The following is a 25,793-nucleotide window of genomic DNA, read 5'->3' as shown; positions in this document are numbered from 1 at the left end:
AAATCAGGATGCACCAACAATTACAGAACATCATTGAGACGGCTTTCGAGCGCCGCGCTGAAATCACTCCGGCAAACGTAGACACCGTCACGCGTGAAGCCGTCACTCAGGCTATCAACCTGCTGGATAGCGGCGCCCTGCGCGTTGCAGAGAAAATCGACGGCCAATGGGTTACCCATCAGTGGCTGAAGAAAGCCGTGCTGCTCTCTTTCCGTATTAACGATAACCAACTTATCGAAGGCGGAGAAACACGCTTTTTCGACAAAGTACCCATGAAATTCGCTGACTATGATGAAGCGCGTTTCCAGCGTGAAGGCGTACGCGTTGCACCGCCGGCCAGCGTGCGTCGCGGTGCCTATATCGCACGTAACACCGTGCTGATGCCGTCTTACGTCAACATCGGTGCTTACGTCGATGAAGGCACCATGGTCGATACGTGGGTAACCGTAGGTTCTTGTGCTCAGATCGGTAAAAACGTTCACCTGTCCGGCGGCGTCGGCATCGGTGGTGTTCTGGAGCCGTTACAGGCTAACCCAACCATCATCGAAGATAACTGCTTCATCGGTGCACGTTCTGAAGTCGTGGAAGGCGTTGTCGTTGAGGAAGGTTCCGTCATCTCCATGGGCGTGTTCATCAGCCAAAGCACCCGTATTTACGATCGTGAAACCGGTGAAATTCACTATGGCCGCGTCCCAGCGGGCTCCGTTGTGGTTTCCGGCAACCTGCCGTCCAAAGATGGCAGCCACAGCCTGTACTGCGCGATCATTGTGAAGAAAGTGGATGCGAAAACCCGCGCGAAAGTGGGAATCAATGAGTTATTACGCTCCATCGACTAAACTAGAAACGGCGGGTTAATCACCCGCCGTTTTTTTATGCTCGAACGATAAGTTATTTATATGTTCCCTAAATACTTCGGTATGGCGGGTATAAACAGCGTAGGTTCTCGCTGGCATGATAATCAGGACTATCTAAAAACCGAGAAGGTGACGCTATGTATGACAATCTAAAAAGCCTGGGCATTACCAATCCCGATGATATCGATCGCTATAGCCTGCGTCAGGAAGCGAACAACGACATCCTGAAGATCTACTTCCGTAAAGATAAGGGCGAGTTTTTCGCTAAAAGCGTGAAGTTCAAATATCCGCGCCAGCGCAAAACCGTCGTGGCAGACAACTCAGGACAGGGCTACAAAGAGATCAACGAGATCAGCCCAAATCTGCGCTATGTGATTGATGAATTAGACAAGATCTGTCAGCAGGAACAGGTTGAAGTCGATCTGAAACGCAAAATCCTTGACGATCTGCGTCATCTGGAAAGCGTGGTTTCCAACAAAATTACCGAAATCGAAGCGGATTTAGAGAAGCTGACCAAGAATCGCTAAGCGCGATTATCTCAACAGGCCGCAAACGAAAACGGGAGCACGACAGGCTCCCGTTTGTCATTTCAGCACGGCATTACTGCGCATCAACCAAATCAGCCCATGCTTCAACCCACGGGCATGAAATCACTTCTGGCTCTGGATGCTCGACGGCATCAACGTCCAAAACATCACCCAGACGCTTAGCACCGATTTCTTGCAATAACGCATCAAACAGATGACCGCCCGCGCAGAAGTTCGGGTAACTGCTGTCACCCAACGCAATCACGCCATAGCGCAGCGCGGGCTGGTAACCGCCTTTTTCACGCAGTGCAGCGTAAAGCGGAACAATAGAATCAGGCAACTGGCCTTGTCCCGTCGTCGACGTGACAACTAAAACCGTATGCTCGCGGTAGTCCAGCCAGGATTCCAGCGTCGCGTCTTCAAAGACCTTAACCTCATGGCCACGATCCTTGAGGATATTTTCGGCTTCTTCGGCCACCAGCAATGCATTCCCGTAGACTGTACCAACAAAAATACCAATCTGCGCCATGCTTCTGACTCCCTTTTTAATTCGATATGTTTGATATAAAAGTAATACGGCAGTAATAAGACAGAGATTACTGCTCGACGAAATGCTCGCTATCCTGACCTGAGTCGGCAGGAAACTCAACCCCTTCAAACTCAGGGAGAATCCCCTTCCAGCCAAACTGTGTCATCACGCCCTGCCATGGCGCATCCCAACGCGCCTGCAACGTCAATGGCTGCCCGCTCACCGGATGATTCAGCTGCAACTCGCTGGCATGCAGCATGAGCCTGCCGCAGGAGAAGTGCGATTCCATGCCGCGATTGTGTCGCAGGTCGCCATGCGCGGTATCGCCGATGATGGGATGGTGGATATGTGACATATGGCGGCGGAGTTGGTGCTTGCGCCCGGTCTGTGGCTTCAGCTCCATCAGACTGTAGCGTGCTGTGGGGTAACGGCCGATAGCGACCGGCATCTCGACCTGCGCCAAAGAACGGTAATGCGTGACAGCAGGCTGCGGCGCCTTATCAGGATTGGTGAACTTGTCGGCGATCTTATCCAGCTCTTCGGTGAGCGCATAGTCGATCACGCCATCATCCAGCACATAGCCTCGTACAACGGCATGATACGTTTTCTGCATTTGGTGCGATTCAAACTGCTGGGATAACGCACGCGCCACCTCGCTGGACAGCGCTAGCAGCAACACGCCGGATGTCGGCCTGTCGAGGCGATGAACGGTATACACGTGCTGGCCGATCTGATCGCGCACGGTCTGCATCACCACGACTTTTTCTTTGCGATCCAGCCAGCTACGATGGACTAACCAGCCGCTGGGTTTATTGACGGCAACCAGATGCTCATCCTGATAAATAATCTCAAGCATCGTGCACTGCGCCATCCTGTACATCGGGGGTGAATAGCTCATCGAGCTGCTTGATACGCAATAAAACCGCCGCGGTCTCTTCTGGCGACCCTTCCAGCGCTTCTTCAAAATAAGGCAGTAAAACCAGCTCCGCGGGCAGCGCCAGCTCGCTGTCCAATAAGGCATGCATACGTGGCAAAAAGACCCACTGCAACCACTCTTCGGGTTTCATGGTATCGAGGCTGAAAGGCTCAGTGCTGTTAAACGCCTCCTCTTCCGGCGGGACAACCTGCCAGAAAGGGCTTTCCCTCAATGCACGCTCAATATCGAATAATGACTGACGAACCTGGTTCTCTCTGCTCATGCGGTTTCTCGCCCTTGACGCCAACAGTAATGGCGGCAAAGCATAGCACTGATATCAGCCTGACCCAATCGCCAGTGAAAAGACAACTCGGCTACTCACTCACCCCAGGCACATTCTCCATCTCTTGCTCAAACAGCGAGCAAAATCCATCTAAATTAGAGAAAAGTTGCTGCGTTCGTTCCTGACCCAGCGCTCCGAAAGCGCGTTCACTTAATATCTTCGATTGCGTCAAAATCGGTTGAGTGCGCTTTTTCCCCAGATCAGTCAGCGTCAGGATCTTTTCCCGCTTGTCATGTTCGCTTTCGGTGATATCAATCAGCCCTTGTTCTTTGAATAACTTGCAGATGCTAAACACGGTTTGTTTAGGCAGGCTCCATCGCTCACAAATATATTTTTGCGTGCATTTTCCGTCTGGGGATACCGCCAAAGAGTGCAGAACCGCAAAGGCGTTTTGATTAAAGCCTAACTTCTTCATCCACTGCTGAAACAAGTTATCAAGGTGATTGAGTTGTCTGCCTAACTCATCTAATCGATGCATATGAAATATCCTACAAATGGGCTAATCGCTCAAAATCGCCAGGGTCATAAAATCCAATCACGGCATTATCTACCCAATACATTTCGGGTGACAGAGGCATTGATAGGATTACCCGGCCCATCCATAGGCTTTGCGCTAGTGGGAACGGCAGCAGCTCGACTCAGCATTGCCACTTCCCCAGTCGCTGACGCTTGCCAGCTTCCAGGGAAGTCATTCGGTTGCAACCTTTCCGTGCAGCCGAACGATATTGGGTACGATGTACGTTAGTACACTTTTTCCCCTTTGAAATAGGTTGCCAACACCTTGGTATCTTTCAGTTTTTCCAGCCCCACGCTGCCAATATCGGTATCCACGATAATAAAGTCGGCGTTTTTCCCTTTCTCAAGGCTGCCTGTTATATCGCTAATACCAAGCTGCTTCGCGCCATTAATCGTGTAAGCCTGCAAGCTTTGACTGAACATCATTGCCGCCTCAGTTGGGGGGAGATAGCCGGCATTAGGCTGGCCGCGTTTGATGGCGTGATACATTTGGCTGAACGGGTTCACCGCATCAAAGGTATTCGCAGGATAGTCAGAACCGAAGGTTACCGCTACGCCCTCTCGCGCGGCTTGTCCGAGCAGAAATTGATGATGATAAGCGTCTTGGCCAATTTTGGTCTTGGTTTCATCCTTTTCATACATCACTGCCCAGTTTGGCGTCGTTTGCAGGAATAAATTGTCCTTCATGGCGGCAAACTTCTGCACGCCCTGCGGCTCAAACACCTGATTGTGGGCAATCACGCGGGCCAACTGCGGGTTAATTTTTTTGTTAGCCGCAAAAGCATCTAAAATTGACTGCTGCGCTTTATCGCCTATCGCGTGTACATGCACAGAGAAGCCCGCTTTCAACGCCGCAGCGACATTGTCGTTAATCTGTTGCTGGCTTAAAAATGGCTCGACGACGTTGCCGTTGGGATAAGGCTGGTACATCGCCCCTGAATCCATTTCAATCGTGCCATCCATAAATAATTTATACAGATTCATCGACAAATTACCCTGATGATATTTTTCACGTAGGGCTTTAAGGCTGGCAATATTTTGTTCAGTCGATTTGGCCGCATCATAAAAATAACCGCGCTGATAATAGACCTTCAACTTCCCCTGCTCGTTTAAGCGGGCAATGGCAGCCACTGTCGTGCTAAACGTATCGCCAACGTCGGTAATCGCCGTAAAACCCAGCGAGTGGTAGGTCTTTAAAATCGGTTGGAGTTTCTCGGCAACGTTCTCGACTGCGTTAAATTGCTGTGCATCGACAACATTGTGCATCGCACTTTCATGCATGAAACCGGTTGGGTTGCCTTTGTTATCGCGCTCAAAATAATGCTTCCCTGGAATAGGATCGGGCGTGTTCGCATCGACGCGGGCGACGTTCAACGCTGCACTATTCGCCCATCCCGCGTGCATACCGCTGTCATAGACCACGATCGGAACGCTCTCAGACACTATGTCTAAATCGGCGGCAGTTGGCAACGCCCCTTGCGGCAAGCCCAGCGAAGCAACATTAAATCCCTGCGCTAACAAATAGTTAGCTTTCGGGTGTGCGGCTAAATACGCTTTTAATTGACTAAGAATCTGCGGCAGGGTTGCTGCGCCGTCAACATACACAAAATCACCCGCTTCCATCACAGCTACCGTTGCGGGATGAGCGTGACTTTCAATAAAACCAGGCAGTACAGTTTTTCCTTCTAAATCAACCAACTCGGTAGCCGTAGCTTTAAATGGCTTTGCACCATCATTCCCACCGACGTAGACAATTTTGCCCTGTTCTACCACCAGAACGGACGCCGTTGGCTGCCGATCGTTAACGGTATAAATCCGTGCATTTTCATAGACGGTGTGTGCGAAAGCGTGGCTGGTAAACAGGCCAAGTGTGACTGACAGCATTTTTACATTGAATTTCATCACTGTGTTTTCCTTTGCTAAATAGTCCGATAATTTACTAAAATAAATTTAGTAAATTTTCAGACTAACTGCAAATTCTAAACGCTGACTTAACGTCAATATTCAGCGATGACTTAGGTATCGCGTTTTGCGCATTTCTGCTTGGCTGGCGCTACATCCCCGCGTTCGGGGGAAAGGCGCTTGTAATACAGGAAAAAATAATACAGGCAAAAAATTGGGGGTACTGATTGCTCAGTACCCCCGGTTCGTTTTATAGCTATCCCGCTACACATTTGCATCCCTGCTCATCCGTGAAAACTTTTCCTTTTTGGTCGTCCTAACCCACAATCCTTGCTGGCGTCCCACTTTCTTCCTGACGTTTCCATCCTGTATCTTCCGTGATTCAATCCCTTTAGGCTCCTGCCCCACCGATATTCCTAATCGGCTCTCGGTCTCCTTCCTGGAGGTGTCCCTGATTTCATCCTGAAATCATGTTTCTTCCTGAAAACTGTTCTTCTTCCTGAAAACTGTTCTTCTTCCTGAAAACAACGCTTCTTCCTGAAACGACTGTTTCTTCCTAAAACAGTGTTTATCCTTAAAACAGCGTTTCTTCCTAAAACAATGCCTCTTCCTGAAACAATGTTTCTTCCTGAAAACAACCCGAGCGCAGTAACGTTATTTTGTTACCCATAGTAACGATTACACACACTGTAACCGGTTACTAACTTAAGTAATAAGATGTATTAATTGTCAGCTTTCAGCAAGAGGTAATTGACAGTGTTTCTCAACACCCTTTAAGTGACACTGCGGATTTTTATTATAATTAACTAATTAATAATGAAAAAATTAAAATGAAACATATTTTCAACATTAAAGATAAGACATTTCTTACAGAGAATGTAAGAGATCTCTCACAAAGCCGAAAGTGAAATTCGATTAACCATTAGACCGCTAATGGATTAAGGCCAGAAAGAAACACCGCCAGCGTTGGCGCTAAGGTCTGACGCTTTTTCGTGCCGAATTCTTCCAGGATGATTTCCCCGGAAATATTACACAGCGACACCATGGTCAGCTCTGAATCAGTCGTTGCTAAAAACAGCGTCGGCGTGAGTTTAAGGCGCTTCTGCGTTAATAAATGGCCAATCAGATTCTCCTGCATCCGGGTGAAATCCTCTTCGCTCCATACCTGCAACAGCTGGCACGATAGCGAATCAAACTGCGCCGCCATATCCCCGGCATACTGAGCGGTGTAAAAAGCATGAATATCAGGATGCAGGCTGATTTCCAGCGCACGTTCCACACCATCCAATGCGGCTGAAGGAACAAAAGGCTGTGGCAACCAGTGAACCGTATCGTCATGATTTTCGACAATACACGGGGAAGGTATGCCGTAAAGTGCTTCACTGGCAGGCAAATGCCCCTTTTCCTGCTGCCAACAGGCAACATAGCGCTGGGTAAACGCCGCCAGTGCTGAAACAACCTCATGTTCCATAATTTTTCTCATCACTCTTTTAGTCAGGTTACACTATTCGCCATCACGCTTATCACATCAAGGTAACAGCATGTCCGTCTATGACAAGCATCAGGCCCTGAGCGGGCTGACACTGGGCAAAACCACTCCCTATCATGACCGCTATGATGCCGCACTTCTGCAACCCGTGCCACGTAGCCTGAACCGCGATCCACTCGGCATTTACCCTGACAGCCTGCCGTTTCATGGCGCGGATATCTGGACGCTCTATGAGCTTTCCTGGCTGAACAATCGCGGCGTGCCTCAAGTGGCCGTGGGTGAAATGCATCTCAATGCGGAAAGCCTGAATCTGATTGAATCAAAAAGTTTTAAGCTGTATCTGAACAGCTTTAATCAGACGGCATTCGACAGTTGGGAAAGCGTACGCGCAACGTTAGCCAAGGATCTGGCGCATTGCGCACAGGGAGATGTCAGCATCACGCTTTTCAAACTCAGCGAGCTTGAAGGCCAACCGATAGCAGGATTCACAGGCGAGTGCATCGACGATCAGGACATTCAGATCGACAGCTACGACTTCAGCGCCGACTATCTGGCGACCAACGAACAGGACGCGCCAATCGTTGAAGAAACGCTGGTCAGCCACCTGCTGAAATCCAACTGTTTGATCACCCATCAGCCCGACTGGGGCTCGGTACAGATTCACTACCGCGGCAAGCGCATCAACCGTGAAGCGCTGCTGCGCTACATTGTCTCGTTTCGTCATCATAACGAATTTCACGAACAGTGTGTGGAACGAATTTTTAACGACATCATGCGCTACTACCAGCCGGAAAAGCTCAGCGTGTATGCCCGCTATACCCGACGCGGCGGGCTGGACATCAATCCGTGGCGCAGTAACACCGCGTTTAACGCGCCAAATGGACGCCTGCCGCGCCAGTAACTGGCCGATGAGTCGCAGGCTTGCACGGGTATATGCGTAGCGTCACGCAAGTTAGGCAGCAGACTGCCGCCAACATTGGAAAAAATGATGGCAGCGCGTTAAGGTGGTGTGCCAGACAACAAAAGATCCATAACGTCTGAACGGTGCTCAAGTAGGTTTCATTTAGGCTCGCGGTATTTAACGCATGCGCGTTCCGCGTGGTGTCTTAAATGAATGACATTCGTGCCGTGCTGCTGAACGTCGAGCGTGTAACAACGGAACGTGCTCTCGGCAGCCAGCATGGCATCGCGAATTATATTGCGTTTCAAGGAGCAAAATTGATTACACATATCAGCCCATTGGGATCGATGGATTTGTTATCGCAGTTGGAAGTGGACATGCTGAAAAGCACAGCCAGCAGCGATCTCTACCGTTTGTTTCGCAACTGTTCCCTCGCCGTACTGAATTCCGGTAGCCAGACAGATAACAGCAAAGAGCTGCTGTCTCGTTATGAAGATTTTGATATCAACGTGCTGCGCCGCGAGCGTGGCGTCAAACTGGAATTGGTGAACCCGCCGGAAGACGCCTTCGTTGACGGCAACATCATTCGCGCCTTGCAGGCTAATCTGTTCGCCGTATTGCGCGACATTCTTTTCGTCAACGGCCAAATCGCCAGTGCAGGTCGCTATCAGAACCTGAATCTGGAAAATTCCGCCCATATCACCAATTTGGTGTTCTCTATCCTGCGTAATGCCAGAGCGCTCCACGTCGGGGAAGAGCCGAATATGGTGGTCTGCTGGGGCGGCCACTCGATTAATGAAATCGAATACCAGTATGCTCGCAAGGTGGGCAGCCAGCTCGGCCTGCGTGAACTGAATATCTGCACGGGCTGCGGTCCAGGCGCGATGGAAGCGCCAATGAAAGGTGCCGCCGTCGGTCACGCGCAGCAGCGCTATAAAGAAGGACGCTTCATCGGCATGACCGAACCGTCCATCATTGCCGCCGAGCCGCCTAATCCGCTGGTCAATGAACTGATTATCATGCCGGATATCGAAAAGCGTCTGGAAGCCTTTGTCCGTATCGGACACGGCATCATCATTTTCCCCGGCGGAGTCGGAACGGCAGAAGAGTTCCTCTATCTGCTGGGCATTATGATGAACCCGGAGAATAGCGAGCAGGTGCTGCCGATTATCCTGACCGGGCCGGAAGAAAGCGCAGACTATTTCCGCGTGCTGGACGAATTCATTGTTAGCACGCTGGGCCGTCAGGCGCGCCGTTACTACTCGATCATCATTAATGACGCCGCAGAAGTCGCCCGTCAGATGAAGAAAGCGATGCCACAGGTGAAAGAAAGCCGCCGCCACACGGGCGATGCTTACAGCTTTAACTGGTCACTGCGCATCGCACCCGACCTGCAACTGCCCTTTGAGCCGACACATGAAAATATGGCTGACCTCAACCTGCATCCGAATCAGCCGGCTGAAGAGCTGGCTGCCGCGCTGCGCCGGGCGTTCTCCGGCATTGTGGCTGGTAATGTGAAGGAAGTCGGCATTCAAGCAATTGAGCAACGTGGACCGTACAAAATTCACGGCGACCCGCAGATGATGAAAAGCATGGATACGCTGCTGCAAGGTTTTGTCGCACAGCAGCGCATGAAGCTGCCCGGCAGCGCCTATATTCCCTGCTACGAAATCTGCGCCTAACGGTTCAGCGCTCGGTCATACCTATGTGGGGAAGCTCTGCTTCCCCCTCTTATCACATCAGGAATTACGCGATGTCCGTCCATTTGCTGATTGTCGACGCGCTCAATCTGATACGTCGCATTCATGCAGTACAAGGTTCACCCTGTATCACGGCATGCCAACATGCGCTGCATCAACTCATACAAAACAGCCAGCCCACGCACGCGGTGGCCGTCTTTGATGATGAAGATCGCGATACCAGCTGGCGTCACCAGCTCCTGCCGGACTACAAGGCAGGACGCACGCCAATGCCGGAGAATCTGAAGCAGGAACTCCCGCAGATTAAAGCGGCCTTTGCCGCCGTTGGCGTAGCCAGTTGGCATAGCCCCGGCAATGAAGCCGACGATCTGGCGGCTACGCTGGCCGTCAAGCTGTCATCCGCAGGTCATCAGGCAACGATCGTGTCGACTGACAAAGGATATTGCCAGCTACTGGCACCACACATTCAGATCAGGGATTACTTTCAGAAACGCTGGCTGGACCTGCCGTTTATCGAACAGGAATTTGGTGTGTCACCGCAGCAACTTACTGACTATTGGGGGCTGGCAGGCATTAGCAGCAGCAAGATTCCAGGCGTCGCAGGCATCGGCCCTAAAAGTGCCGCACAGCTTTTACAACAGGCGGGGAGTCTGGAGGCGCTGTATCAACAGTTGGATACCGTACCGGAAAAGTGGCGTAAGAAGCTGGAACAGCATAAGGAAATGGCGCTGATCAGTCGTCAAATCGCGACGCTGCGTACCGATTTAACGCTTAATGGCAATCTGCAGCAGCTGAGGCTGCCGGTGCAGAATAGCGCCCCGCCGCATTCTCACTAGCGGATAAATAAGGATGCGTACCTGAGTGACCCCAGATACGCATCAGCACGATACTACCGCTCGTCGCGACGACCAGGCACCGCGCTCCAGAAACGGCGAACATGCACGGTGATTTCCTCACGGTCATGGTACAAATGCTTGGCATGCACTTCAGCATTAACGCCATTTTCGCTCAGGCGCTCACGCAGAACGGCCAGATTCTGCGACACCTCTTCATAGCGCTTCTTCATCGGCAGCTTCAGGTTGAATATCGCTTCACGACACCAGCCCTTGATCAGCCAATCACTCATCAGACTGGTCACTTTCGCCGGCTTCTCCACCATATCACACACCAGCCAATACACGTTATTACGCGGTACTTCGAAGCGGAAGCCATCCGCCTGATGGTGCATCACCTGTCCGGTATCCATCAGACTCGGTGCCATTGGTCCGTTGTCTACCGCATAAACCATCATGCTGCGTTTAACTAGTTGATAGGTCCAGCCGCCGGGGCAGGCACCTAAATCCACCGCGTACATGCCGCTGCCCAGACGCTCATCCCACTCGTCGGCAGGAATAAAGACGTGAAACGCTTCTTCCAGCTTAAGCGTCGAACGGCTTGGTGCATCAGAAGGGAACTTGAGGCGTGGAATACCCATATAAAACGGTGAGTTGTTATTGCTATAAGAGTAACCGGCATAGCAGCAGCCGGGCGCAATGAACAACACATGCAACACCGGGCGATCTGCTTTTTCATAACCCAGCAGAATTTTGTGCTCGCGCAATGCCGCGCGCAGCGGTACGGTGAATTTGCGGCAGAACTTCATCAGCTCTTTGCTTTCATTGGTGTCGGGAACTTCGACGCGCAGATCCCCCGCGCGTTCAATGGCTCCCGTCAGCATACCCACGATTGGCGTGATACGGTCTTCTGGCGGCAGGTCGCGCAGCAGTTCACCGCTCACAAACATCTGACGAGCAAAAATCAGCTCATGAAACGGCAGCGTTTTGACCAAACGCTCAGCATCTTCATGCTGATAACATTCAAACACGACGTAGCCACTGTTCTCTTTTACCCGCGCGAAGCCGAAAGCATTATGCTGCGTGGCTTTTTCCGTTATTTCCGCCGCACACTCTTTCTCAAACCCAGGGCGGCAATACAAAATGACTTTATTCATGGCGTTTAGCCTTTCTCTTCAGACGCAGTGCGCCAATCAATATTAATATCCACCCCACCAGAAAACAGGCTCCGCCAATCGGCGTCACATAAACCCACAGTTTCAGGTGAGAAAGCGCCAGACAGTACAAACTTCCGCTGAAGAGTACCGTTCCCAACGCCAGAAAAACGCTGCTCCAGTAAAACCACAGATTGGTTCGCTGTTGCATCGCAACCGCTAGCGCCAGAATCGCCAGCGTATGAAATGCCTGATATTCAAGGCCGATATGTAGCCAGCCCAGCTCCGTTGCGCCCAGCGTTTTGCTGAGAACGTGAGAGCCAAACGCGCCCAGCGCGACAAAAGTGAAGCCGCTGATAGCAGCAAACACCAGCATGAAACGACTATTCATCGTAGTTACCTATAATCGTTGTTACCTATCATCGTAGCGACCTGCATGGGTTACCTACGTGAGTTATTCGGTCATCAAACCTCGACAGCCCGCGACACGGCTTCAGCGCGTGCCGTTGTCATAGCGGAAGCGAAATTTTTCCTGTTCGCTGGCTGCCCGCGCCAGAATCCAATGGCGAAAGGCGGCTATTTTACCCAGTTCTGCCTGACTGTCATGACATACCAGATAAAAAGCATTCCGGCTGACCAGCACATCGTTAAACGGACACACCAGTCGCCCGGCTTCGATTTCCGTCTGTGCCATCACATTATTCGCCAGCGCTACGCCCTGCCCGTGGATCGCCGCCTGCAACACCATCGCGCTGTGGCTGAAAATCGGCCCTTGCTGCACGTTAATCTGCACGCCAAGCTGACGCGTATAGGACAGCCAGTCACGACGCGACGCATCGTGCAGCAGCGTATGTGCCACCAAATCATCCGGCGTTTTTAACGGGTGATTCCCCGTCAGCAATACGGGCGAGCAAACCGGCAGCAGATATTCGGCATACAGCTTTTCAACCCGCAGCCCCGGCCAGTTTCCCCGACCGTAGAAAATCGCGACATCCACATCATCCGCCAGACGATCTTCATCGCGATCCACGGCCTGAATACGCACATCAATCCCTGGATAGTCGGAATTAAAACTTGAAAGACGCGGCACCAGCCAATGAATAGCAAAGCTGGGCAGCAGGCTGACCGTTAACGCACCTTTGGCGCTGCGGGATTGCAACTTACGGGTTGCCTCATTCAAAGAGGAGAAGATCTCTTTGATATCAAGATAGTAACTTTGCCCCTCTTCCGTCAGTAGCAGGGAGCGATTACGACGGCGGAATAATTTAAGCCCCAGGAAATCTTCCAGTGACTTAATCTGGTGGCTGACGGCAGCCTGCGTAACAAACAGTTCTTCTGCCGCTTTGGTAAAACTTAAATGGCGAGCCGCCGCATCAAAAACGCGCAATGCGTTGAGCGGAGGGAGACGTTTTGACATGAATGAAATCTTTTGGTTTACGCTAAATCAGCGATTTATCAGGCACATTCGTACCCAATAACGCTTAAGGTGCAGAAAGGCGACAATCGGAAATCGCCCCAGTCGCACCGCTGTCTGCGCGTTCAAAGCCATCGACAGCGGCCAACCTCTCTACAACGAAAAGATGACGGGTACATATATTAGTTTTTGTAATCCGAGACATTATAATTTGTCCGTTGAGGATGTACCAGCAAATACCTATATTAGCGCAACTTCCTGGGCCGGAACGAAAAGTGCGGAGGGGTGACCTGAGGTGCTTTTGGCTTGTGGTTGTGATGTTGTGTTTGCTATTTGTTTGTCTGCCTTTTGCAGATGTGGTAGCGAGTCTACCCTATTCACTTCCTGTACATTTACCCTGTCTGTCCAAAGTGATTTTTTGTGTAGCACCGCAAATTGCGGTGCTTTTTTTTGCTTACGTTTCACACCTGAATGCCATGGCACGCTTGTCTAACATCTGGCACGGCTTAACAGGCAACGTGTGATGATGGGCAAACGGCACTACTTCCCTTTCGCCATTTCTTTCACATTATCACGGTTAATTTGCTGCTGCTGACCGTAGGCATCGGTATAGCTGATCATACCCGTCTCATCATCCACCTTCGGTTTCCCCTCTGCGACGATGGTACGACCGTCATTGGTATGCATGACGTAATTACTGGAACAGGCTGCCAGAGAAAACGCCATCACGATAGCGGCAAAAATAGAAATTTTATTCTTCATAGTTAACCCTCAATGAATTTAAATGTCTTCTAGTTAACCTTATTCATCAGGAAATCCTGAAAATTAACACTTTAAAGCGTAGCAATAGTTGCTTTTTTTTCCATAAAATCGCATTAGGCATAGTCCTAAACTTGTCTCTCTCGACAAAATGGGACAGGATCTGCCCTCCAAAAGAGGATGCTCATGACACCGTTTAACCCTGCCACCTTTCGCCAACAGTTCCCCGCTCTCCAGCATTCGGCTGTCTATCTTGATAGCGCCGCGACCGCGCTGAAACCACAGCCCGTCATTGATGCGGTGCAGGCGTTCTATGGTAGCGAGAGTGGTACGGTGCATCGCAGCCAGCATCGCGGCGCGCAGGCGTTAACCCAGCGTTTTGAAGGCGCTCGTGAGCAAGTCGCCACGTTACTCCACGCCGACGATCCGCGTTCCATTGTCTGGACCAGAGGCACGACGGAAGCGATCAATCTGGTCGCGCAGAGCTATGCCCGCCCTCGCCTTCAACCGGGCGATGAGATCGTCGTGAGCGAAGCGGAGCATCACGCGAACCTCATTCCGTGGCTGATGGTGGCGCAGCAAACGGGCGCAAATATCGTGAAGTTACCGATAGGCGCGGACTTGTTACCGGATATCGAACAGTTAGCCACGCTGATCACGCCAAAAACCCGCCTGCTGGCGCTGGGACAGATGTCAAACGTGACAGGCGGCCAGCCCGATCTGGCGCGGGCGATTACGCTGGCTCACCGCTATGGTGCGGTAGTAATGGTTGACGGTGCGCAGGGCATTGTTCACTGCCCGCCCGATGTACAGGCGCTGGATATCGATTTCTACGCGTTTTCCGGACACAAGCTTTATGCCCCAACCGGGATCGGCGTGCTGTACGGCAAAACCGCCTTGCTGGAAAGCATGATGCCGTGGCAAGGCGGCGGGAAAATGATGACGCAGGTTTCCTTTGACGGCTTCAAACCGCAGGCGATTCCACAGCGTTTTGAAGCGGGAACCCCCCACATTGCTGGCGTGCTTGGCCTGTCTGCGGCACTAGACTGGCTGACCACGCTGGACTGGCACGCCGCAGAGCAGCACAGCCAGCAGTTAGCGCAACTTGCCGAAACGTATTTAGCGCAGTTCCCCGGCTTTCGCAGTTTCCGTAGCCCGCAGTCCAGCGTGCTGTCCTTTGATATTGCCGATGTGCACCACAGCGATCTGGTTACGCTGCTAGCCGAAAGCGGCATCGCACTGCGTGCTGGGCATCACTGTGCGCAGCCGCTGATGGACGCGCTCGGCGTCAGCGGCACGCTCCGCGCCTCGTTTGCCCCCTATAACAACCAACAGGATGTTGCTGCGCTGATCGCCGCAGTGGGCAGCGCCCTTGAATTATTGATCGACTAAACCATGACCCAGACAACTGACACCACGCATCCTTTTGGCCACCACACCACCGTCGCCGACCTACTAGCGCGATTCGATGCATGCCGCGCGTGGGAAGATCGCTATCGGCAGCTCATTTTGCTGGCAAAGGCGTTACCAACGCTGCCCGACGTGCTGAAAACCGAGGAAATTTCATTATCCGGCTGTGAAAATCGCGTCTGGCTGGGTTATCAGCGTCAGGAAGACGACAGGCTGCATTTTTACGGCGACAGCGACGGGCGCATTGTGCGGGGATTACTGGCGGTATTGTTAACCGCCGTTGAGGGAAAAACGCCAGAAGCGCTATTGCAGCACGATCCGCTGGCGCTGTTCGATAGCCTGGGGCTACGCGCTCAGCTCAGCGCTTCACGTTCAAGCGGGCTGGCGGCGCTGGCCGCCAGAATCAAGGAGATTGCCGAGCAAGAGGCTTCACTCAAGTAGAACCACTCAGGCTATTTATTTCTGCAACGCAGACGATCTTTCCCTTTTCGCCATCATCTTCTTCAGCGCATGAGATACCGCAACAAACCCAAAGGTTGCGGTGACCATTGTCGCGGCACCAAAGCCTGACGCACAATCCATCCGCATCACCCCATCGGCCGTACTGCGAGACGCACAGACGGAGCCGTCAGGCTGCGGATAAACCAGCGGTTCGCTGGAAAATACGCAGTCGATCCCCAGCTTCCCTTTACTGTTCTTCACCACGTTAAAATCGTGCTTGAGCCGTTCACGCAGCTTGGCGGCCAGCGGATCCTGAATGGTTTTCGCCAGATCGACCACCTCAATGCGGGTCGGATCGATCTGTCCACCCGCACCGCCAGTTGTCACCACCGGGATCTTATAGCGGCGACAGTAGGAGAGCAGCGCCGCCTTCGGACGCACGCTGTCGATGGCATCAATCACATAGCTGAAATTTTGGTCGAGCAGTTCGGCCACGTTCTCCGCGCTGATGAAATCATCCACGCAGGTGACGTTACATTCCGGGTTGATCGCCAGAATACGTTCAGCCATCACTTCCGTCTTCGACTGCCCAGTATGCTGACGCAGCGCGTGGATCTGCCGATTGGTGTTACTGACACACACATCATCCATATCGATCAGCGTGATCGCGCCGATGCCGGTACGAGCCAGCGCCTCAGCCGCCCAGGAGCCGACGCCACCAATGCCAATCACGCAAACGTGAGCCTGAGAAAACAGCGCCAGCGCCTGTTGACCATATAACCGCGCGGTGCCGCCGAAGCGTTGCAAATAGGCTTCGGATAATTGCGTACTCATTCAACCAACCTTACGAAAACAAAATCACAGGAAAATAAAACAGCGAGAAAAAGCGGCTCAGGATAGCGCTAAACCCGCACGACATCTACCAGACAGCTCATGGCGTTCGGTCCTTGCGTCAACGGCGAGGTGCCGATATCCAGCGTCAGTACATTCGCATTTCCTGATTGTTCAACCGGATGCCACGTTTTTTGGCCGAAGCCGGGTTCAAACCAGGCACCGGTGGACATAATCACCACGCCCGGCGTGACGCCATCGGTAATTTGTACGCCCGCCAGAATGCGACCACGCGCGTTTCTGACTTCCACCTGCGAACGGTCGACGATATCCCGCTTGGCGGCATCCTGCGGGTGCATGTACAGCGTCTCTTTTCCTGCGGTTTTATTCGCAGCAACCTGCGGCGTGGCAGCCAGTTGGCTGTGCAACCGGTCAGATGGCTGAATGGAAATAAAGTGCAGCGGCCATTCTTCCGAGCTTTTGGCTCCCAGCCATTCAACGGGAGGCTGCCACTCAGGATGCGGCGCAAAATCGGCATAGCCATAGCTGGCGATGGCCGAGCTGAACAGTTCAATTTTACCGCTTGGCGTACTCAGCGCATGCTGCTGCGGATCGCGGCGGAAATCCTCAAAGAACACAAACGGCTTTTCATCCATCGGGATTTCTACATGTCCCTGCTGCCAGAATTCCTCAAATGATGGCCAGCGGTCAGCGGCATCTCGTTGCCTTGAACGGCATTCGTCATACAGATGTTCCAGCCATTGCTGCTCACTGCGGTTTTGCGTGAATGCGTCGCCATAGCCCAGACGCTCCGCCAGTTCGCTGAAAATATCCACATCATTACGCGCCTGATGCTGCGGCGCAATCGCCTGATGCATGGCAAAGATAAAGCGATCGCGGGACGACCCGCCGATGTCATTACGCTCCAGCGTGGTAGTGACGGGCAGCACGATATCCGCCATCTGCGCCGCAGGCGTCCAGACGATATCCTGCACAATCACCGTATCCGGCTTGCGCCAGCCGTCCACCAGACGGTTCAACTGCTGGTGATGATGGAACGGGTTACCGCCTGCCCAGTGAATCAGATGAATATCGGGATAAGTATGGGTTTCGCCCTGAAAGGTATAAGGCGTTCCCGGATGCAGTAGCATATCGGCAATACGTGCCACGGGGATCGCCTGCCCCGCGTTCGGGGTAGAAGGCGAAGCGGGCGCAGGCGTTGAAATACGCTCGTTGCCGACGCTGTTCATCGAACCGTGGCCAAAGGAGAATCCGCCGCCCGGTAACCCCACTTGTCCCAGCATGGAAGACAGTGCAATCATCATCCAGTAAGGCTGTTCGCCACGGTGTGCGCGCTGCACGGAGTAAGAGCAGGTAATAAAGCTGCGTACGCCAATTAACTGCTGCGCCAGACGTCGGATGCGCTCGGCAGGAATACCCGTTATGTCGCTGGCCCATTCGGGGGTTTTCACCACGCCGTCGCCGCGACCGTGCAAGTAGTCACTCAATTGTTCGTAGCCAACGCAGTAGCGTTGCAGGAAATCCTTATCGTCAGCGCCCAAACGCTGAATCTCATAGCCCAGTGCCAGCATCAGGGCGACATCGGTATTCGGGCGGATTGGAATCCACTCGGCATTCACAAATTCAGGGCAGTCATCGCGCATCGGGCTGATGTTAATGACCGGAATCCCTTTCGCCACCAGCGCTTCCAGCGCGGGCTTAAGCGTATGGTGCCCGGCACCACCGGAGGCCACCTGTGCGTTTTTCAGCGCCAGACCGCCAAACGCGAGGAAAATATCACAGTGCTCGGCGACGCTGCGCCATTCGGTTACCTTGCCCGTCAGCGGGTGGAAGGTGCCAATCACGTACGGCAGGAAGAACTGCGCCGCGCCCCAGCTGTAATTGCCCTGCTGATCGACCGCGCCGCCGCCGGAAAAATAGAAGCGTCGAACCTGAGAACGCGCATGGTGATAGCGACCGGCAGACGACCAGCCGTAGGAACCGGCAAAAATACCGTCCGCACCGTAGCGATCGCGAATACGGCGATTCTCCTGCGCAACCAGATCGAGCGCGACGTCCCAATCCACCTCAACAAAGTCCTCCCGGCCGCGCAGCGTTCTGTCGCTGTTTTCGCGTTTCTGAAGCCAGGAACGACGCACCGAAGGCCTACGGATACGTCGGTCGGAATACACCAGCGGTACGATGGAATCGAGCATGGCGGACGGTGCCGGATCGTCAGCAAACGGCTCGCATCGAATCAGTCTGCCGTCTTCAACCACAGCGGTAAACGCGCCCCAGTGCGCAAGATGTGGATAACGTTTAATCGCCATGACAACCTCAGGATAAGTAATTAGCAGGGTGGATAATAACCTGAATTATCCACGCCCCCAACAGCAAGAAGAGTGAATAGCTTATGCGTAATGTGACATTACTTATCCATATTAAAACGTTCGTTTAAAACACACGTTGGGCTAGGGTTTAACCAGAAAATAAAGAGGTGGTTCAGGCCGTTTTATTATTTTTTCGTTATTCAAACCAGGAACGCAGCATGAAACCCATTACGCCACACAGCAACGGTAATGACGCTATTTCATTACTGCCCCGATGTTGACTTAATTCAGCCTTATTTCTCTTCCTCCTGAAGAGAACGGTTTTTTGTCACCCAAAACACATCATTCAAAACACGCCATTAAAAAAATAAAGGCGGAGCGCACAACGCTGCCCTCTGCATACGGATGGGAAATATGAAAAAAAATCTATTCTTATCAGCGTTGATTCTGACGTCTTCGCTATTCGGCCTTGCCGCACAGGCGGAAACCCTGACGCCCAAGCGCGGCGGCACGCTGAATTTTTTGGCCGAGCCTGAACCGCCTGTATTAACCAGCCTGGTTAGCACCAGCGGTGCGGTGATGAAGGTCAACGCCAAGGTCATTGAAGGCCTGTTGAATTATGATTTCGATATGAAACCGACCCCGCAGCTAGCGACTAGCTGGTCAGTTAGCCCGGACGGTAAACAATATACGTTCCATTTGCGTCAAGGCGTGAAATGGCATGATGGGCAAGACTTCACTTCTGCGGACGTCGCGTTTTCTATTCTGACCGTCAAAAAATACAATTCACGCGGTCAGGGCACGTTTGCCAACGTCACCGAAGTGAAAACCCCCGATCCGTATACCGCGATTCTTGAACTGTCAAAACCCGCACCTTATCTGCTGAGCGCGTTCTCCGCCAACGAAGCGCCTATCGTGCCGAAACACTTATATGAAGGCACAAACATTCTGTCAAATCCTCACAATACCGCACCGATTGGTACCGGTCCGTTCGTCTTCAAAGAATGGGTTCGTGGCAGCCATATCCTGTATGAACGTAACCCGAACTACTGGGATAGCCCCAAGCCTTACGTCGATAAACTGGTGGTGAAAATCATTCCCGATGCCGCCACTCGCACGATTGCGCTTGAAACCGGCGCGCTGGATCTGGGAAGCGACTCCCCCGTTCCGCTGAGTGAAATTGAACGCATCAAGAAAAACCCCAAGCTGGGCATTGAAACCAACGGCTACGGCTATAGCCCGACGCAAACTCGCATCGAGTTCAATCTGGATAACCCTTACCTGAAGAACCTGAAAGTTCGCCAGGCCATTGCGCACAGCATCAATATTGATGTGTTGAAAAACGTGGTGTGGTACGGCTACGCGGTAAGTTCACCGACACCCATTACGCCGGAGCTGGCGCAGTTCCATGATGCGACACCTTCTCCTTATGGCTTCGATATTGCCAAAGCGAACAAACTGCTGGATGAAGCCGGCTTCCCGCGTCAGGCAAACGGTATCCGCTTCAAGCTGGTACATGACTTCATGCCCTATGGCGATAGCTTCAAACGCGTAGCGGAATACCTCAAATCGTCACTCGCCAAAGTCGGCATCGACGTCACCATTCGCTCGCAGGATTTCGCCACCTTCGTTAAGCGCGTTTATACCGACCGCGACTTTGACTTCAACAACGGTTCCATCTCGAATCTGTTCGATCCCGCTGTAGGCGTACAGCGCCTGTACTGGTCAAAAACGTATCAACCGGGCGTGCCTTTCGGCAACGGCTCACATTACAGCAACCCGGAAGTAGACCGTCTGCTTGAGCAAGCCTCGGTGGAAACCAATCCTGAAAAACGCGTGGAGTTGTACAAGCAGTTCCAACGCATCATCGCCACGGATATTCCCGATTTGAACCTGCTCCAGATTAAGCGCCAGACGATTTACAACAAGCGCGTGCACAACGTCGTCACGGATATTCAGGGCGTCAACGGCAGTCTGGCCGATGTGTGGCTGGATCAGTAATCGTAATACAGCATTCCCCTGCGCTGGCAGGGGAATCCCATGAAGGTATGTGATGAATAAAGTAGAACGAATCGGGCGCGTACTGTGGCGAACCCTGCTTCATGCGCTGCCAACGGCCATTGGCATTGTCATTCTGGTGTTTTTCCTGTTGCAGCTGGTGCCGGGAGACGCCGTTGATGTGCTGGCCGGCGAATCAGGCAATGCAACCGAAGCGACGATGGCACACCTGCGCGCTCAATTCGGTCTCGATCAACCCATACTGCAACAGCTCTCTGTTTATTTAGGTAATTTGGCGCAGTTCAGCCTCGGCTTTTCGCCTCGCTACAACGCGCCGGTAATGGATCTGATCCTGTCACGGTTGCCGGGCACCCTGTTCCTGATGCTGCTGTCGCAGGTTTTTGCCATCATCATCGGTATAACGCTGGGAACGATCATGGCAGTGTGGGCAGGCAAATGGCCCGACCGCTTGCTCTCCCTCATCGCGCTGCTGCTCTACTCCACGCCGGGATTCTGGATCGGCCTGATGACGCTGATTCTGTTTTCCGTACATCTTGATTGGCTGCCAAGCGGTGGCAATATCACCATCGGCGCGAGCCTGACCGGTTGGGCGTATTTCAAGGATATGTTGCAGCATGCCATCCTTCCGGTAGTGGCGCTGAGCAGCTTTTTTATTGCCATTTATGCCCGTCTGACCCGCGCAGCCATGCTGGAAATCGCTCAGCAGGATTTCGTGCGCACCGCACATGCCAAAGGGCTGTCGCCGCTGTGGGTCACCGTCAAGCACATTCTGCGCTGCGCGCTGCTGCCTATCACTACCGTGGCGGGGATGCACTTCGGCAATCTGCTGGGTGGAGCAGCCGTGGTAGAGACGGTCTTTAGCTGGCCGGGGCTGGGCCGTCTGGCGCTGGAAGCGGTGATGGCTCGCGACTTCAACGTCTTGTTAGGCGTCCTGCTGCTTTCCGCCTTCTTAGTCATTTTGGCTAACGTGCTAGTGGACTTACTGCAATCCTGGCTCGATCCCCGAATTAAGGCACGCTGATATGAATCACCTTTCTCCTGAAAATCTCACCCCAAAGAAAGCCACAACGGATGGCGTTAGCTCAGCGCCTACTCGCCCGTTAAAAACGCCTTTCCGCCTGTCGCCGGAGGTGCGTGCATTTATCCGCAATCCCGCGGGGATGGCCGGCCTGCTGTTGCTCATTACGGTATTTCTGATGGCAGCTTTAGCACCGTTGCTCTATCCCGGCGATCCGCTGGATATGGTCGCTCAGCCTTTCTTGTGGCCGGGCGAAAACCCTGATTTCCCCTTAGGAACCGATTCGATGGGCCGTGATGTCGCCGCCGGCATCGTCCACGGTTCACAGGTTTCCTTGCAGATCGGCTTCTCGGCAGTCATTGTCAGCCTGTTAATTGGCACCGTCGTCGGTGCACTGGCGGGCTATTTTGGCGGTCGGGTTGATGACCTGCTGGTTCATATCACCGAACTGTTCCAGACCTTCCCAACCTTTTTGCTGGTCGTGGTGCTGGTCGCTATCGGTTCTCCGTCGGTTACGCTGATTTCACTGGCTATCGGGATTGCCTCGTGGCCAACGATTGCCCGTCTGGTACGGGCCGAATTTCGCTCCCTGCGTGAAAGCGATTTTGTGTTAGCCGCACGCAGTCAGGGATTTTCCAGTCTGCGTATCATCTTTCAGGAAATGCTGCCGAACGCGCTGCCGTCGATCATCGTCACGACATCTGTCATGGTTGCCTCGGCCATTTTGATTGAATCCGCCCTCTCCTTCTTAGGCTTTGGCGATCCGAACCGCGTGAGCTGGGGCAGCATGATCGGCGCAGGCCGGGAGTCGCTGCGTACCGCCTGGTTTCTTACCGCCCTGCCCGGCACCGCACTGGTCTTAACCGTACTGTCATTGAATCTAGTTGGCGACGCGTTGAACGATGCCCTGAATCCACGGTTACGGGGGAGAAGCGCATGAAGCCGCTGCTCGATATTCAAGATTTACACGTCGATTTTCCCGGTCATCAGGCCGTTCGAGGGCTAAACCTGACGATTAACGCCGGAGAAACGCTGGCGCTGGTCGGTGAATCCGGCTGCGGTAAATCTGCGACGGCGCTGTCCCTGATGCGACTGGTCGCCGAACCGGGAAAAATCAGCGGTCGTATTCTGTTTGATGGACAGGATCTGCTGACCCTGCCGGATCGGCAGATGCGTCAACTGCGTGGCAATGCGCTGTCGATGATTTTTCAGGAGCCGATGACCTCGCTCAACCCAGTACTTTCCATCGGGCAGCAGATTAGCGAAACGCTGCGATTGCATGAGGCGCTGACGCCTGCACAGGCACGGACGCGCGCCATCGAACTGCTGGATCTGGTCAAGATCCCAGAACCCGCCCGCCGGGTGGATGACTATCCACATAACCTTTCTGGCGGACAGCGTCAGCGCGTCATGATCGCCATGGCGGTGGCGTGCCGACCGCGTCTGCTGATTGCCGATGAGCCGACCACGGCACTGGACGTTACCATTCAGGCACAGATTCTGGCGCTGCTGGATAACCTGCGTCGTGAATTCTCGATGAGCCTGCTGCTGATTACCCACGACCTTGGGCTGGTGGCGCAATGGGCCGACCGCGTGGCGGTGATGTATGCCGGGCAAAAGGTAGAAGAAGCACAGGCGGCTGACCTGTTTCAGTCATCCACACACCGCTTCTCCCCCAAACACAGCTATACGCGCGGGCTGTTAGCGACATCGCTACACATGGATCAGGACAGGCACTACCGTACCCATCGGCTGGCGGAAATCCATCATGCGCCAACGGACGAAGGCTTTACGCTGCTGACGCCGCCCAGCTTGATTCACCGTGTCACCGATACAAACCAGCCGCCGCTGCTCTCGTTGAAAAATATTCATACCCGCTATTCAACAGCACAGGGCAAGGTGCTGGCCGTTGACGATGTGTCACTGACTATTTTACCTGGAGAAACCCTTGGTCTGGTGGGCGAATCCGGCTGTGGTAAATCCACCCTGTCCAAAACCATTCTGCGCCTGCTACCGCCTTCACACGGGCAGATCGTGTTCGATGGGCAAGACATCACCACGCTAAAAGAATCACGGCTGAAAGCGTTACGTCAGCGGGTGCAGATGATTTTTCAGGATCCGTACGCTTCGCTGAACCCACGCCACAGCATTCAACATATTCTTGAAACGCCGCTGATCGTACATGGACTTGGCGATCGTTCGCAGCGACAGCAGGCAATCAAAAACATCATCGATCGCGTCGGTTTGCCACAAAGCAGCCTGAGTCGCTATCCCCATGAATTTTCCGGCGGGCAGCGCCAGCGTATCGGCATTGCCCGTGCGCTGGTGGTGCGCCCTTCGCTGGTGATTTGCGACGAGCCTGTGTCCGCACTCGATGTCTCTATTCAGGCGCAGATCCTCAATCTGTTGGTTGAGTTAAAAAATGAAATGGGCCTATCGCTGCTGTTTATTTCCCACGATCTCGCCGTGGTGCGTTATATCGCCGATCGGGTCATGGTCATGCAAAACGGGCGCTGTGTGGAAAGTGGCGATCACCACAGCATCTGGCATCAGCCACAACACCCGTACACCCGCAAGCTGATCGATGCCGTCCCCTGCGGCGGGCAGCGTGATGCGCTTGTGTCTCCACAGCCGATGAGCAGACAGGCGCATGGATAAGAACAGAGAACACATGATGAATACACCGACACCACCCGCTATTGACCAAACGGCGATGGAATTGGTCATTCAGGATTTTTTACCTGAGCTGATTGCGATTCGTCACCATATTCATCAACACCCAGAAATTGGCTTTGAAGAGTTTGCCACTGCGCAATTAGTGGCAGAAAAGCTGACGGCGTGGGGGCTTGCCGTCACAACAGGCATCGGTGGAACGGGCGTGGTCGCCACCCTACGTGGTCGTTATCCCGGTGAAGACAGCATCGGCCTGCGGGCAGATATGGACGCGCTGTACATCAATGAGAAAACGGACCTGCCCTATGCTTCGGTGCATGCCGGGAAAATGCATGCCTGCGGACATGATGGACACACCACCATGCTGCTGGGTGCCGCACGCTATTTGTCTCAGCACCCCAACTTTGCTGGCACGGTACATTTTATTTTCCAGCCAGCGGAAGAAGGGTTGGGCGGCGGGCTTGCCATGCTCAATGACGGCCTGCTGACCGCGTTCCCCTGCAACCGACTGTTTGGTCTGCATAACAAACCCGGTATCGAAGTGGGCAAATTCGCGATTCGCAGCGGTCCAATGTTGGCAGCCAGCGATACCTGGCAGGTCACATTTCACGGCACGGGCGGACACGGCGGTTCAGGCGTCCACCTTTCTATCGATCCGACGCTGCCCGCCGCACAATTTATGCTTGGCTTACAAACCATCGTCAGCCGTAACGTCCCCGCGATGGACGCGGCGGTGCTCAGCATCGGTCACATTCAGGGCGGCGATATCCACGCCCCGAACGTTATCCCCGACAGCGTCATCCTTAAAGGAACCGGGCGGAGCTACTCGCCGAGCGTTCGCCACCTGCTGGAAACGCGCCTGCGAGAACTGGCACACAGCACCGCACAAGGCTTTGGTGCAACGGCCGACGTGCACTATGAGCAGCAATATCCCGCGCTGGTCAACGATACGCACGCCACGCAGTTAGCCGTTAATGCCGCCGCGCAGGTGGTCGGACTCGAACAGGTTGACACCGCGATGACGCCGCTGCTGGGTGCAGAAGATTTTGCCTACATGCTGGAGCAGCGCCCCGGCGCATTCATGATGCTGGGTAACAGCGACCAAAATGCATCCAACGTGCATCACCTGCATACCCCGCACTACGACTTTAATGACGCGCTGATCCCACTGGGCATCCGCTATTGGTCAACATTGGCTTATCAAGAGTTGGGTTTTCAAGAACTGGCCTAGCGA

The 25,793-nt window shown here is 53.3% G+C and carries 24 protein-coding genes; 12 read left to right on the top strand and 12 right to left on the bottom strand.

What is annotated here, in order from left to right; translation table 11 throughout:
- Positions 1-8: 8 nt before the first annotated feature.
- Together dapD and BUB06_RS08105 are read left to right on the top strand one after the other, a co-directional pair.
- On the top strand, positions 9-836 hold the full coding sequence (gene dapD, locus BUB06_RS08110; RefSeq protein WP_039472272.1) for a 2,3,4,5-tetrahydropyridine-2,6-dicarboxylate N-succinyltransferase: 828 nt from the start codon (positions 9-11) through the stop codon (positions 834-836).
- A 155-nt stretch (positions 837-991) separates the two neighbouring features.
- Positions 992-1,381, top strand: coding sequence for a DUF3461 family protein (locus BUB06_RS08105; RefSeq protein WP_010296391.1), 390 nt, complete (start codon positions 992-994; stop codon positions 1,379-1,381).
- Between the two features lie 73 nt (positions 1,382-1,454).
- Here the strand turns inward: BUB06_RS08105 and BUB06_RS08100 are convergent, their stop codons facing one another.
- The 6 genes from BUB06_RS08100 to syd all read right to left on the bottom strand — a co-directional run bounded on the left by BUB06_RS08100 (position 1,455) and on the right by syd (position 7,058).
- Positions 1,455-1,910: a flavodoxin gene (locus tag BUB06_RS08100; protein ID WP_039472270.1), complete on the bottom strand. Its 456-nt coding sequence runs from the start codon at positions 1,908-1,910 to the stop codon at positions 1,455-1,457.
- Positions 1,911-1,977: 67 nt separating this feature from the next.
- Positions 1,978-2,766 carry a tRNA pseudouridine(65) synthase TruC gene (gene truC / locus BUB06_RS08095; RefSeq protein WP_039472268.1) on the bottom strand — a complete coding sequence of 263 codons (789 nt, stop codon included), beginning with the start codon at positions 2,764-2,766 and terminating at the stop codon, positions 1,978-1,980.
- Positions 2,759-3,109 carry a YqcC family protein gene (locus BUB06_RS08090; RefSeq protein ID WP_010296384.1) on the bottom strand — a complete coding sequence of 117 codons (351 nt, stop codon included), beginning with the start codon at positions 3,107-3,109 and terminating at the stop codon, positions 2,759-2,761. The genes truC and BUB06_RS08090 overlap by 8 nt, the downstream gene beginning before the upstream one ends.
- A 91-nt stretch (positions 3,110-3,200) precedes the next feature.
- On the bottom strand, positions 3,201-3,647 hold the full coding sequence (locus BUB06_RS08085) for a MarR family transcriptional regulator (RefSeq protein ID WP_039472266.1): 447 nt from the start codon (positions 3,645-3,647) through the stop codon (positions 3,201-3,203).
- 263 nt (positions 3,648-3,910) lie between these two features.
- Positions 3,911-5,587 carry an amidohydrolase gene (locus tag BUB06_RS08080; protein ID WP_039472262.1) on the bottom strand — a complete coding sequence of 559 codons (1,677 nt, stop codon included), beginning with the start codon at positions 5,585-5,587 and terminating at the stop codon, positions 3,911-3,913.
- A 922-nt stretch (positions 5,588-6,509) separates the two neighbouring features.
- Positions 6,510-7,058: a SecY-interacting protein gene (gene syd / locus BUB06_RS08075; RefSeq protein WP_039472260.1), complete on the bottom strand. Its 549-nt coding sequence runs from the start codon at positions 7,056-7,058 to the stop codon at positions 6,510-6,512.
- Positions 7,059-7,128: 70 nt separating this feature from the next.
- On the opposite strand from syd, the gene queF reads away from it, so the two are divergent.
- From queF to xni, 3 genes are all read left to right on the top strand, one after another.
- A complete protein-coding gene (queF, locus tag BUB06_RS08070) occupies positions 7,129-7,977 on the top strand; it encodes an NADPH-dependent 7-cyano-7-deazaguanine reductase QueF (RefSeq protein WP_039472258.1) in 849 nt (282 codons plus the stop codon).
- 317 nt (positions 7,978-8,294) lie between these two features.
- Complete coding sequence (ppnN, locus tag BUB06_RS08065; RefSeq protein ID WP_010296364.1) at positions 8,295-9,659, top strand: nucleotide 5'-monophosphate nucleosidase PpnN; 1,365 nt, start codon at positions 8,295-8,297, stop codon at positions 9,657-9,659.
- A 71-nt stretch (positions 9,660-9,730) separates the two neighbouring features.
- Positions 9,731-10,513, top strand: a complete 783-nt coding sequence (xni, locus tag BUB06_RS08060) for a flap endonuclease Xni (protein WP_010296361.1) — start codon at positions 9,731-9,733, stop codon at positions 10,511-10,513.
- A gap of 53 nt (positions 10,514-10,566) precedes the next feature.
- Here the strand turns inward: xni and rlmM are convergent, their stop codons facing one another.
- From rlmM to BUB06_RS08040, 4 genes are all read right to left on the bottom strand, one after another.
- Positions 10,567-11,667, bottom strand: coding sequence for a 23S rRNA (cytidine(2498)-2'-O)-methyltransferase RlmM (gene rlmM, locus BUB06_RS08055; protein WP_039472255.1), 1,101 nt, complete (start codon positions 11,665-11,667; stop codon positions 10,567-10,569).
- On the bottom strand, positions 11,660-12,055 hold the full coding sequence (locus BUB06_RS08050) for a DUF423 domain-containing protein (protein ID WP_039472254.1): 396 nt from the start codon (positions 12,053-12,055) through the stop codon (positions 11,660-11,662). Before BUB06_RS08050 ends, rlmM begins: the two co-directional genes overlap by 8 nt.
- 102 nt (positions 12,056-12,157) lie before the next feature.
- Entirely contained in the window at positions 12,158-13,081 is a 924-nt protein-coding gene (locus BUB06_RS08045; RefSeq protein WP_010296350.1) for a transcriptional regulator GcvA, read from the bottom strand.
- Positions 13,082-13,618: 537 nt separating this feature from the next.
- The gene (locus BUB06_RS08040) at positions 13,619-13,840 is read right to left on the bottom strand and encodes a YgdI/YgdR family lipoprotein (protein ID WP_005975888.1); all 222 of its coding nucleotides are present in this window, start codon (positions 13,838-13,840) and stop codon (positions 13,619-13,621) included.
- Between the two features lie 183 nt (positions 13,841-14,023).
- On the opposite strand from BUB06_RS08040, the gene csdA reads away from it, so the two are divergent.
- On the top strand, positions 14,024-15,229 hold the full coding sequence (csdA, locus tag BUB06_RS08035) for a cysteine desulfurase CsdA (RefSeq protein WP_039472252.1): 1,206 nt from the start codon (positions 14,024-14,026) through the stop codon (positions 15,227-15,229).
- Between the two features lie 3 nt (positions 15,230-15,232).
- The gene (csdE, locus tag BUB06_RS08030) at positions 15,233-15,688 is read left to right on the top strand and encodes a cysteine desulfurase sulfur acceptor subunit CsdE (protein ID WP_039472250.1); all 456 of its coding nucleotides are present in this window, start codon (positions 15,233-15,235) and stop codon (positions 15,686-15,688) included.
- Between the two features lie 15 nt (positions 15,689-15,703).
- Here the strand turns inward: csdE and tcdA are convergent, their stop codons facing one another.
- Complete coding sequence (gene tcdA, locus BUB06_RS08025; protein ID WP_039472248.1) at positions 15,704-16,522, bottom strand: tRNA cyclic N6-threonylcarbamoyladenosine(37) synthase TcdA; 819 nt, start codon at positions 16,520-16,522, stop codon at positions 15,704-15,706.
- Between the two features lie 68 nt (positions 16,523-16,590).
- Positions 16,591-18,849 carry a molybdopterin-dependent oxidoreductase gene (locus BUB06_RS08020; RefSeq protein ID WP_039472247.1) on the bottom strand — a complete coding sequence of 753 codons (2,259 nt, stop codon included), beginning with the start codon at positions 18,847-18,849 and terminating at the stop codon, positions 16,591-16,593.
- A 414-nt stretch (positions 18,850-19,263) separates the two neighbouring features.
- Between BUB06_RS08020 and BUB06_RS08015 the strand changes: the two genes are divergently transcribed.
- From BUB06_RS08015 to BUB06_RS07995, 5 genes are read left to right on the top strand one after another with little or no spacing between them, the layout of a single operon-like run.
- On the top strand, positions 19,264-20,850 hold the full coding sequence (locus BUB06_RS08015; protein WP_039472245.1) for an ABC transporter substrate-binding protein: 1,587 nt from the start codon (positions 19,264-19,266) through the stop codon (positions 20,848-20,850).
- Positions 20,851-20,902: 52 nt separating this feature from the next.
- A complete protein-coding gene (locus tag BUB06_RS08010) occupies positions 20,903-21,889 on the top strand; it encodes an ABC transporter permease (RefSeq protein ID WP_039472244.1) in 987 nt (328 codons plus the stop codon).
- Between the two features lies 1 nt (position 21,890).
- Positions 21,891-22,826 carry an ABC transporter permease gene (locus BUB06_RS08005; protein WP_039472242.1) on the top strand — a complete coding sequence of 312 codons (936 nt, stop codon included), beginning with the start codon at positions 21,891-21,893 and terminating at the stop codon, positions 22,824-22,826.
- Positions 22,823-24,544 carry an ABC transporter ATP-binding protein gene (locus BUB06_RS08000; RefSeq protein WP_039472240.1) on the top strand — a complete coding sequence of 574 codons (1,722 nt, stop codon included), beginning with the start codon at positions 22,823-22,825 and terminating at the stop codon, positions 24,542-24,544. The genes BUB06_RS08005 and BUB06_RS08000 overlap by 4 nt, the downstream gene beginning before the upstream one ends.
- Complete coding sequence (locus BUB06_RS07995) at positions 24,537-25,790, top strand: M20 aminoacylase family protein (RefSeq protein WP_039472238.1); 1,254 nt, start codon at positions 24,537-24,539, stop codon at positions 25,788-25,790. Before BUB06_RS08000 ends, BUB06_RS07995 begins: the two co-directional genes overlap by 8 nt.
- Positions 25,791-25,793: the final 3 nt, after the last annotated feature.

This window comes from Pectobacterium carotovorum (genome assembly GCF_900129615.1).
GTDB classification, from domain to species: Bacteria; Pseudomonadota; Gammaproteobacteria; order Enterobacterales; family Enterobacteriaceae; genus Pectobacterium; species Pectobacterium carotovorum.
Note: the sequence above shows the minus strand (reverse complement) of the source record. Positions and strands in the feature narration are given on the sequence as shown.

Excerpts from the sequence above, each read along its gene's own strand:
- dapD (WP_039472272.1), top strand. The coding sequence starts at position 9 with ATGCACCAACAATTACAGAACATCATTGAGACGGCTTTCGAGCGCCGC.
- BUB06_RS08105 (WP_010296391.1), top strand. The coding sequence starts at position 992 with ATGTATGACAATCTAAAAAGCCTGGGCATTACCAATCCCGATGATATC.
- BUB06_RS08100 (WP_039472270.1), bottom strand. The coding sequence starts at position 1,910 with ATGGCGCAGATTGGTATTTTTGTTGGTACAGTCTACGGGAATGCATTG.
- truC (WP_039472268.1), bottom strand. The coding sequence starts at position 2,766 with ATGCTTGAGATTATTTATCAGGATGAGCATCTGGTTGCCGTCAATAAA.
- BUB06_RS08090 (WP_010296384.1), bottom strand. The coding sequence starts at position 3,109 with ATGAGCAGAGAGAACCAGGTTCGTCAGTCATTATTCGATATTGAGCGT.
- BUB06_RS08085 (WP_039472266.1), bottom strand. The coding sequence starts at position 3,647 with ATGCATCGATTAGATGAGTTAGGCAGACAACTCAATCACCTTGATAAC.
- BUB06_RS08080 (WP_039472262.1), bottom strand. The coding sequence starts at position 5,587 with ATGAAATTCAATGTAAAAATGCTGTCAGTCACACTTGGCCTGTTTACC.
- syd (WP_039472260.1), bottom strand. The coding sequence starts at position 7,058 with ATGGAACATGAGGTTGTTTCAGCACTGGCGGCGTTTACCCAGCGCTAT.
- queF (WP_039472258.1), top strand. The coding sequence starts at position 7,129 with ATGTCCGTCTATGACAAGCATCAGGCCCTGAGCGGGCTGACACTGGGC.
- xni (WP_010296361.1), top strand. The coding sequence starts at position 9,731 with ATGTCCGTCCATTTGCTGATTGTCGACGCGCTCAATCTGATACGTCGC.
- rlmM (WP_039472255.1), bottom strand. The coding sequence starts at position 11,667 with ATGAATAAAGTCATTTTGTATTGCCGCCCTGGGTTTGAGAAAGAGTGT.
- BUB06_RS08050 (WP_039472254.1), bottom strand. The coding sequence starts at position 12,055 with ATGAATAGTCGTTTCATGCTGGTGTTTGCTGCTATCAGCGGCTTCACT.
- BUB06_RS08045 (WP_010296350.1), bottom strand. The coding sequence starts at position 13,081 with ATGTCAAAACGTCTCCCTCCGCTCAACGCATTGCGCGTTTTTGATGCG.
- BUB06_RS08040 (WP_005975888.1), bottom strand. The coding sequence starts at position 13,840 with ATGAAGAATAAAATTTCTATTTTTGCCGCTATCGTGATGGCGTTTTCT.
- csdA (WP_039472252.1), top strand. The coding sequence starts at position 14,024 with ATGACACCGTTTAACCCTGCCACCTTTCGCCAACAGTTCCCCGCTCTC.
- csdE (WP_039472250.1), top strand. The coding sequence starts at position 15,233 with ATGACCCAGACAACTGACACCACGCATCCTTTTGGCCACCACACCACC.
- tcdA (WP_039472248.1), bottom strand. The coding sequence starts at position 16,522 with ATGAGTACGCAATTATCCGAAGCCTATTTGCAACGCTTCGGCGGCACC.
- BUB06_RS08020 (WP_039472247.1), bottom strand. The coding sequence starts at position 18,849 with ATGGCGATTAAACGTTATCCACATCTTGCGCACTGGGGCGCGTTTACC.
- BUB06_RS08015 (WP_039472245.1), top strand. The coding sequence starts at position 19,264 with ATGAAAAAAAATCTATTCTTATCAGCGTTGATTCTGACGTCTTCGCTA.
- BUB06_RS08010 (WP_039472244.1), top strand. The coding sequence starts at position 20,903 with ATGAATAAAGTAGAACGAATCGGGCGCGTACTGTGGCGAACCCTGCTT.
- BUB06_RS08005 (WP_039472242.1), top strand. The coding sequence starts at position 21,891 with ATGAATCACCTTTCTCCTGAAAATCTCACCCCAAAGAAAGCCACAACG.
- BUB06_RS08000 (WP_039472240.1), top strand. The coding sequence starts at position 22,823 with ATGAAGCCGCTGCTCGATATTCAAGATTTACACGTCGATTTTCCCGGT.
- BUB06_RS07995 (WP_039472238.1), top strand. The coding sequence starts at position 24,537 with ATGGATAAGAACAGAGAACACATGATGAATACACCGACACCACCCGCT.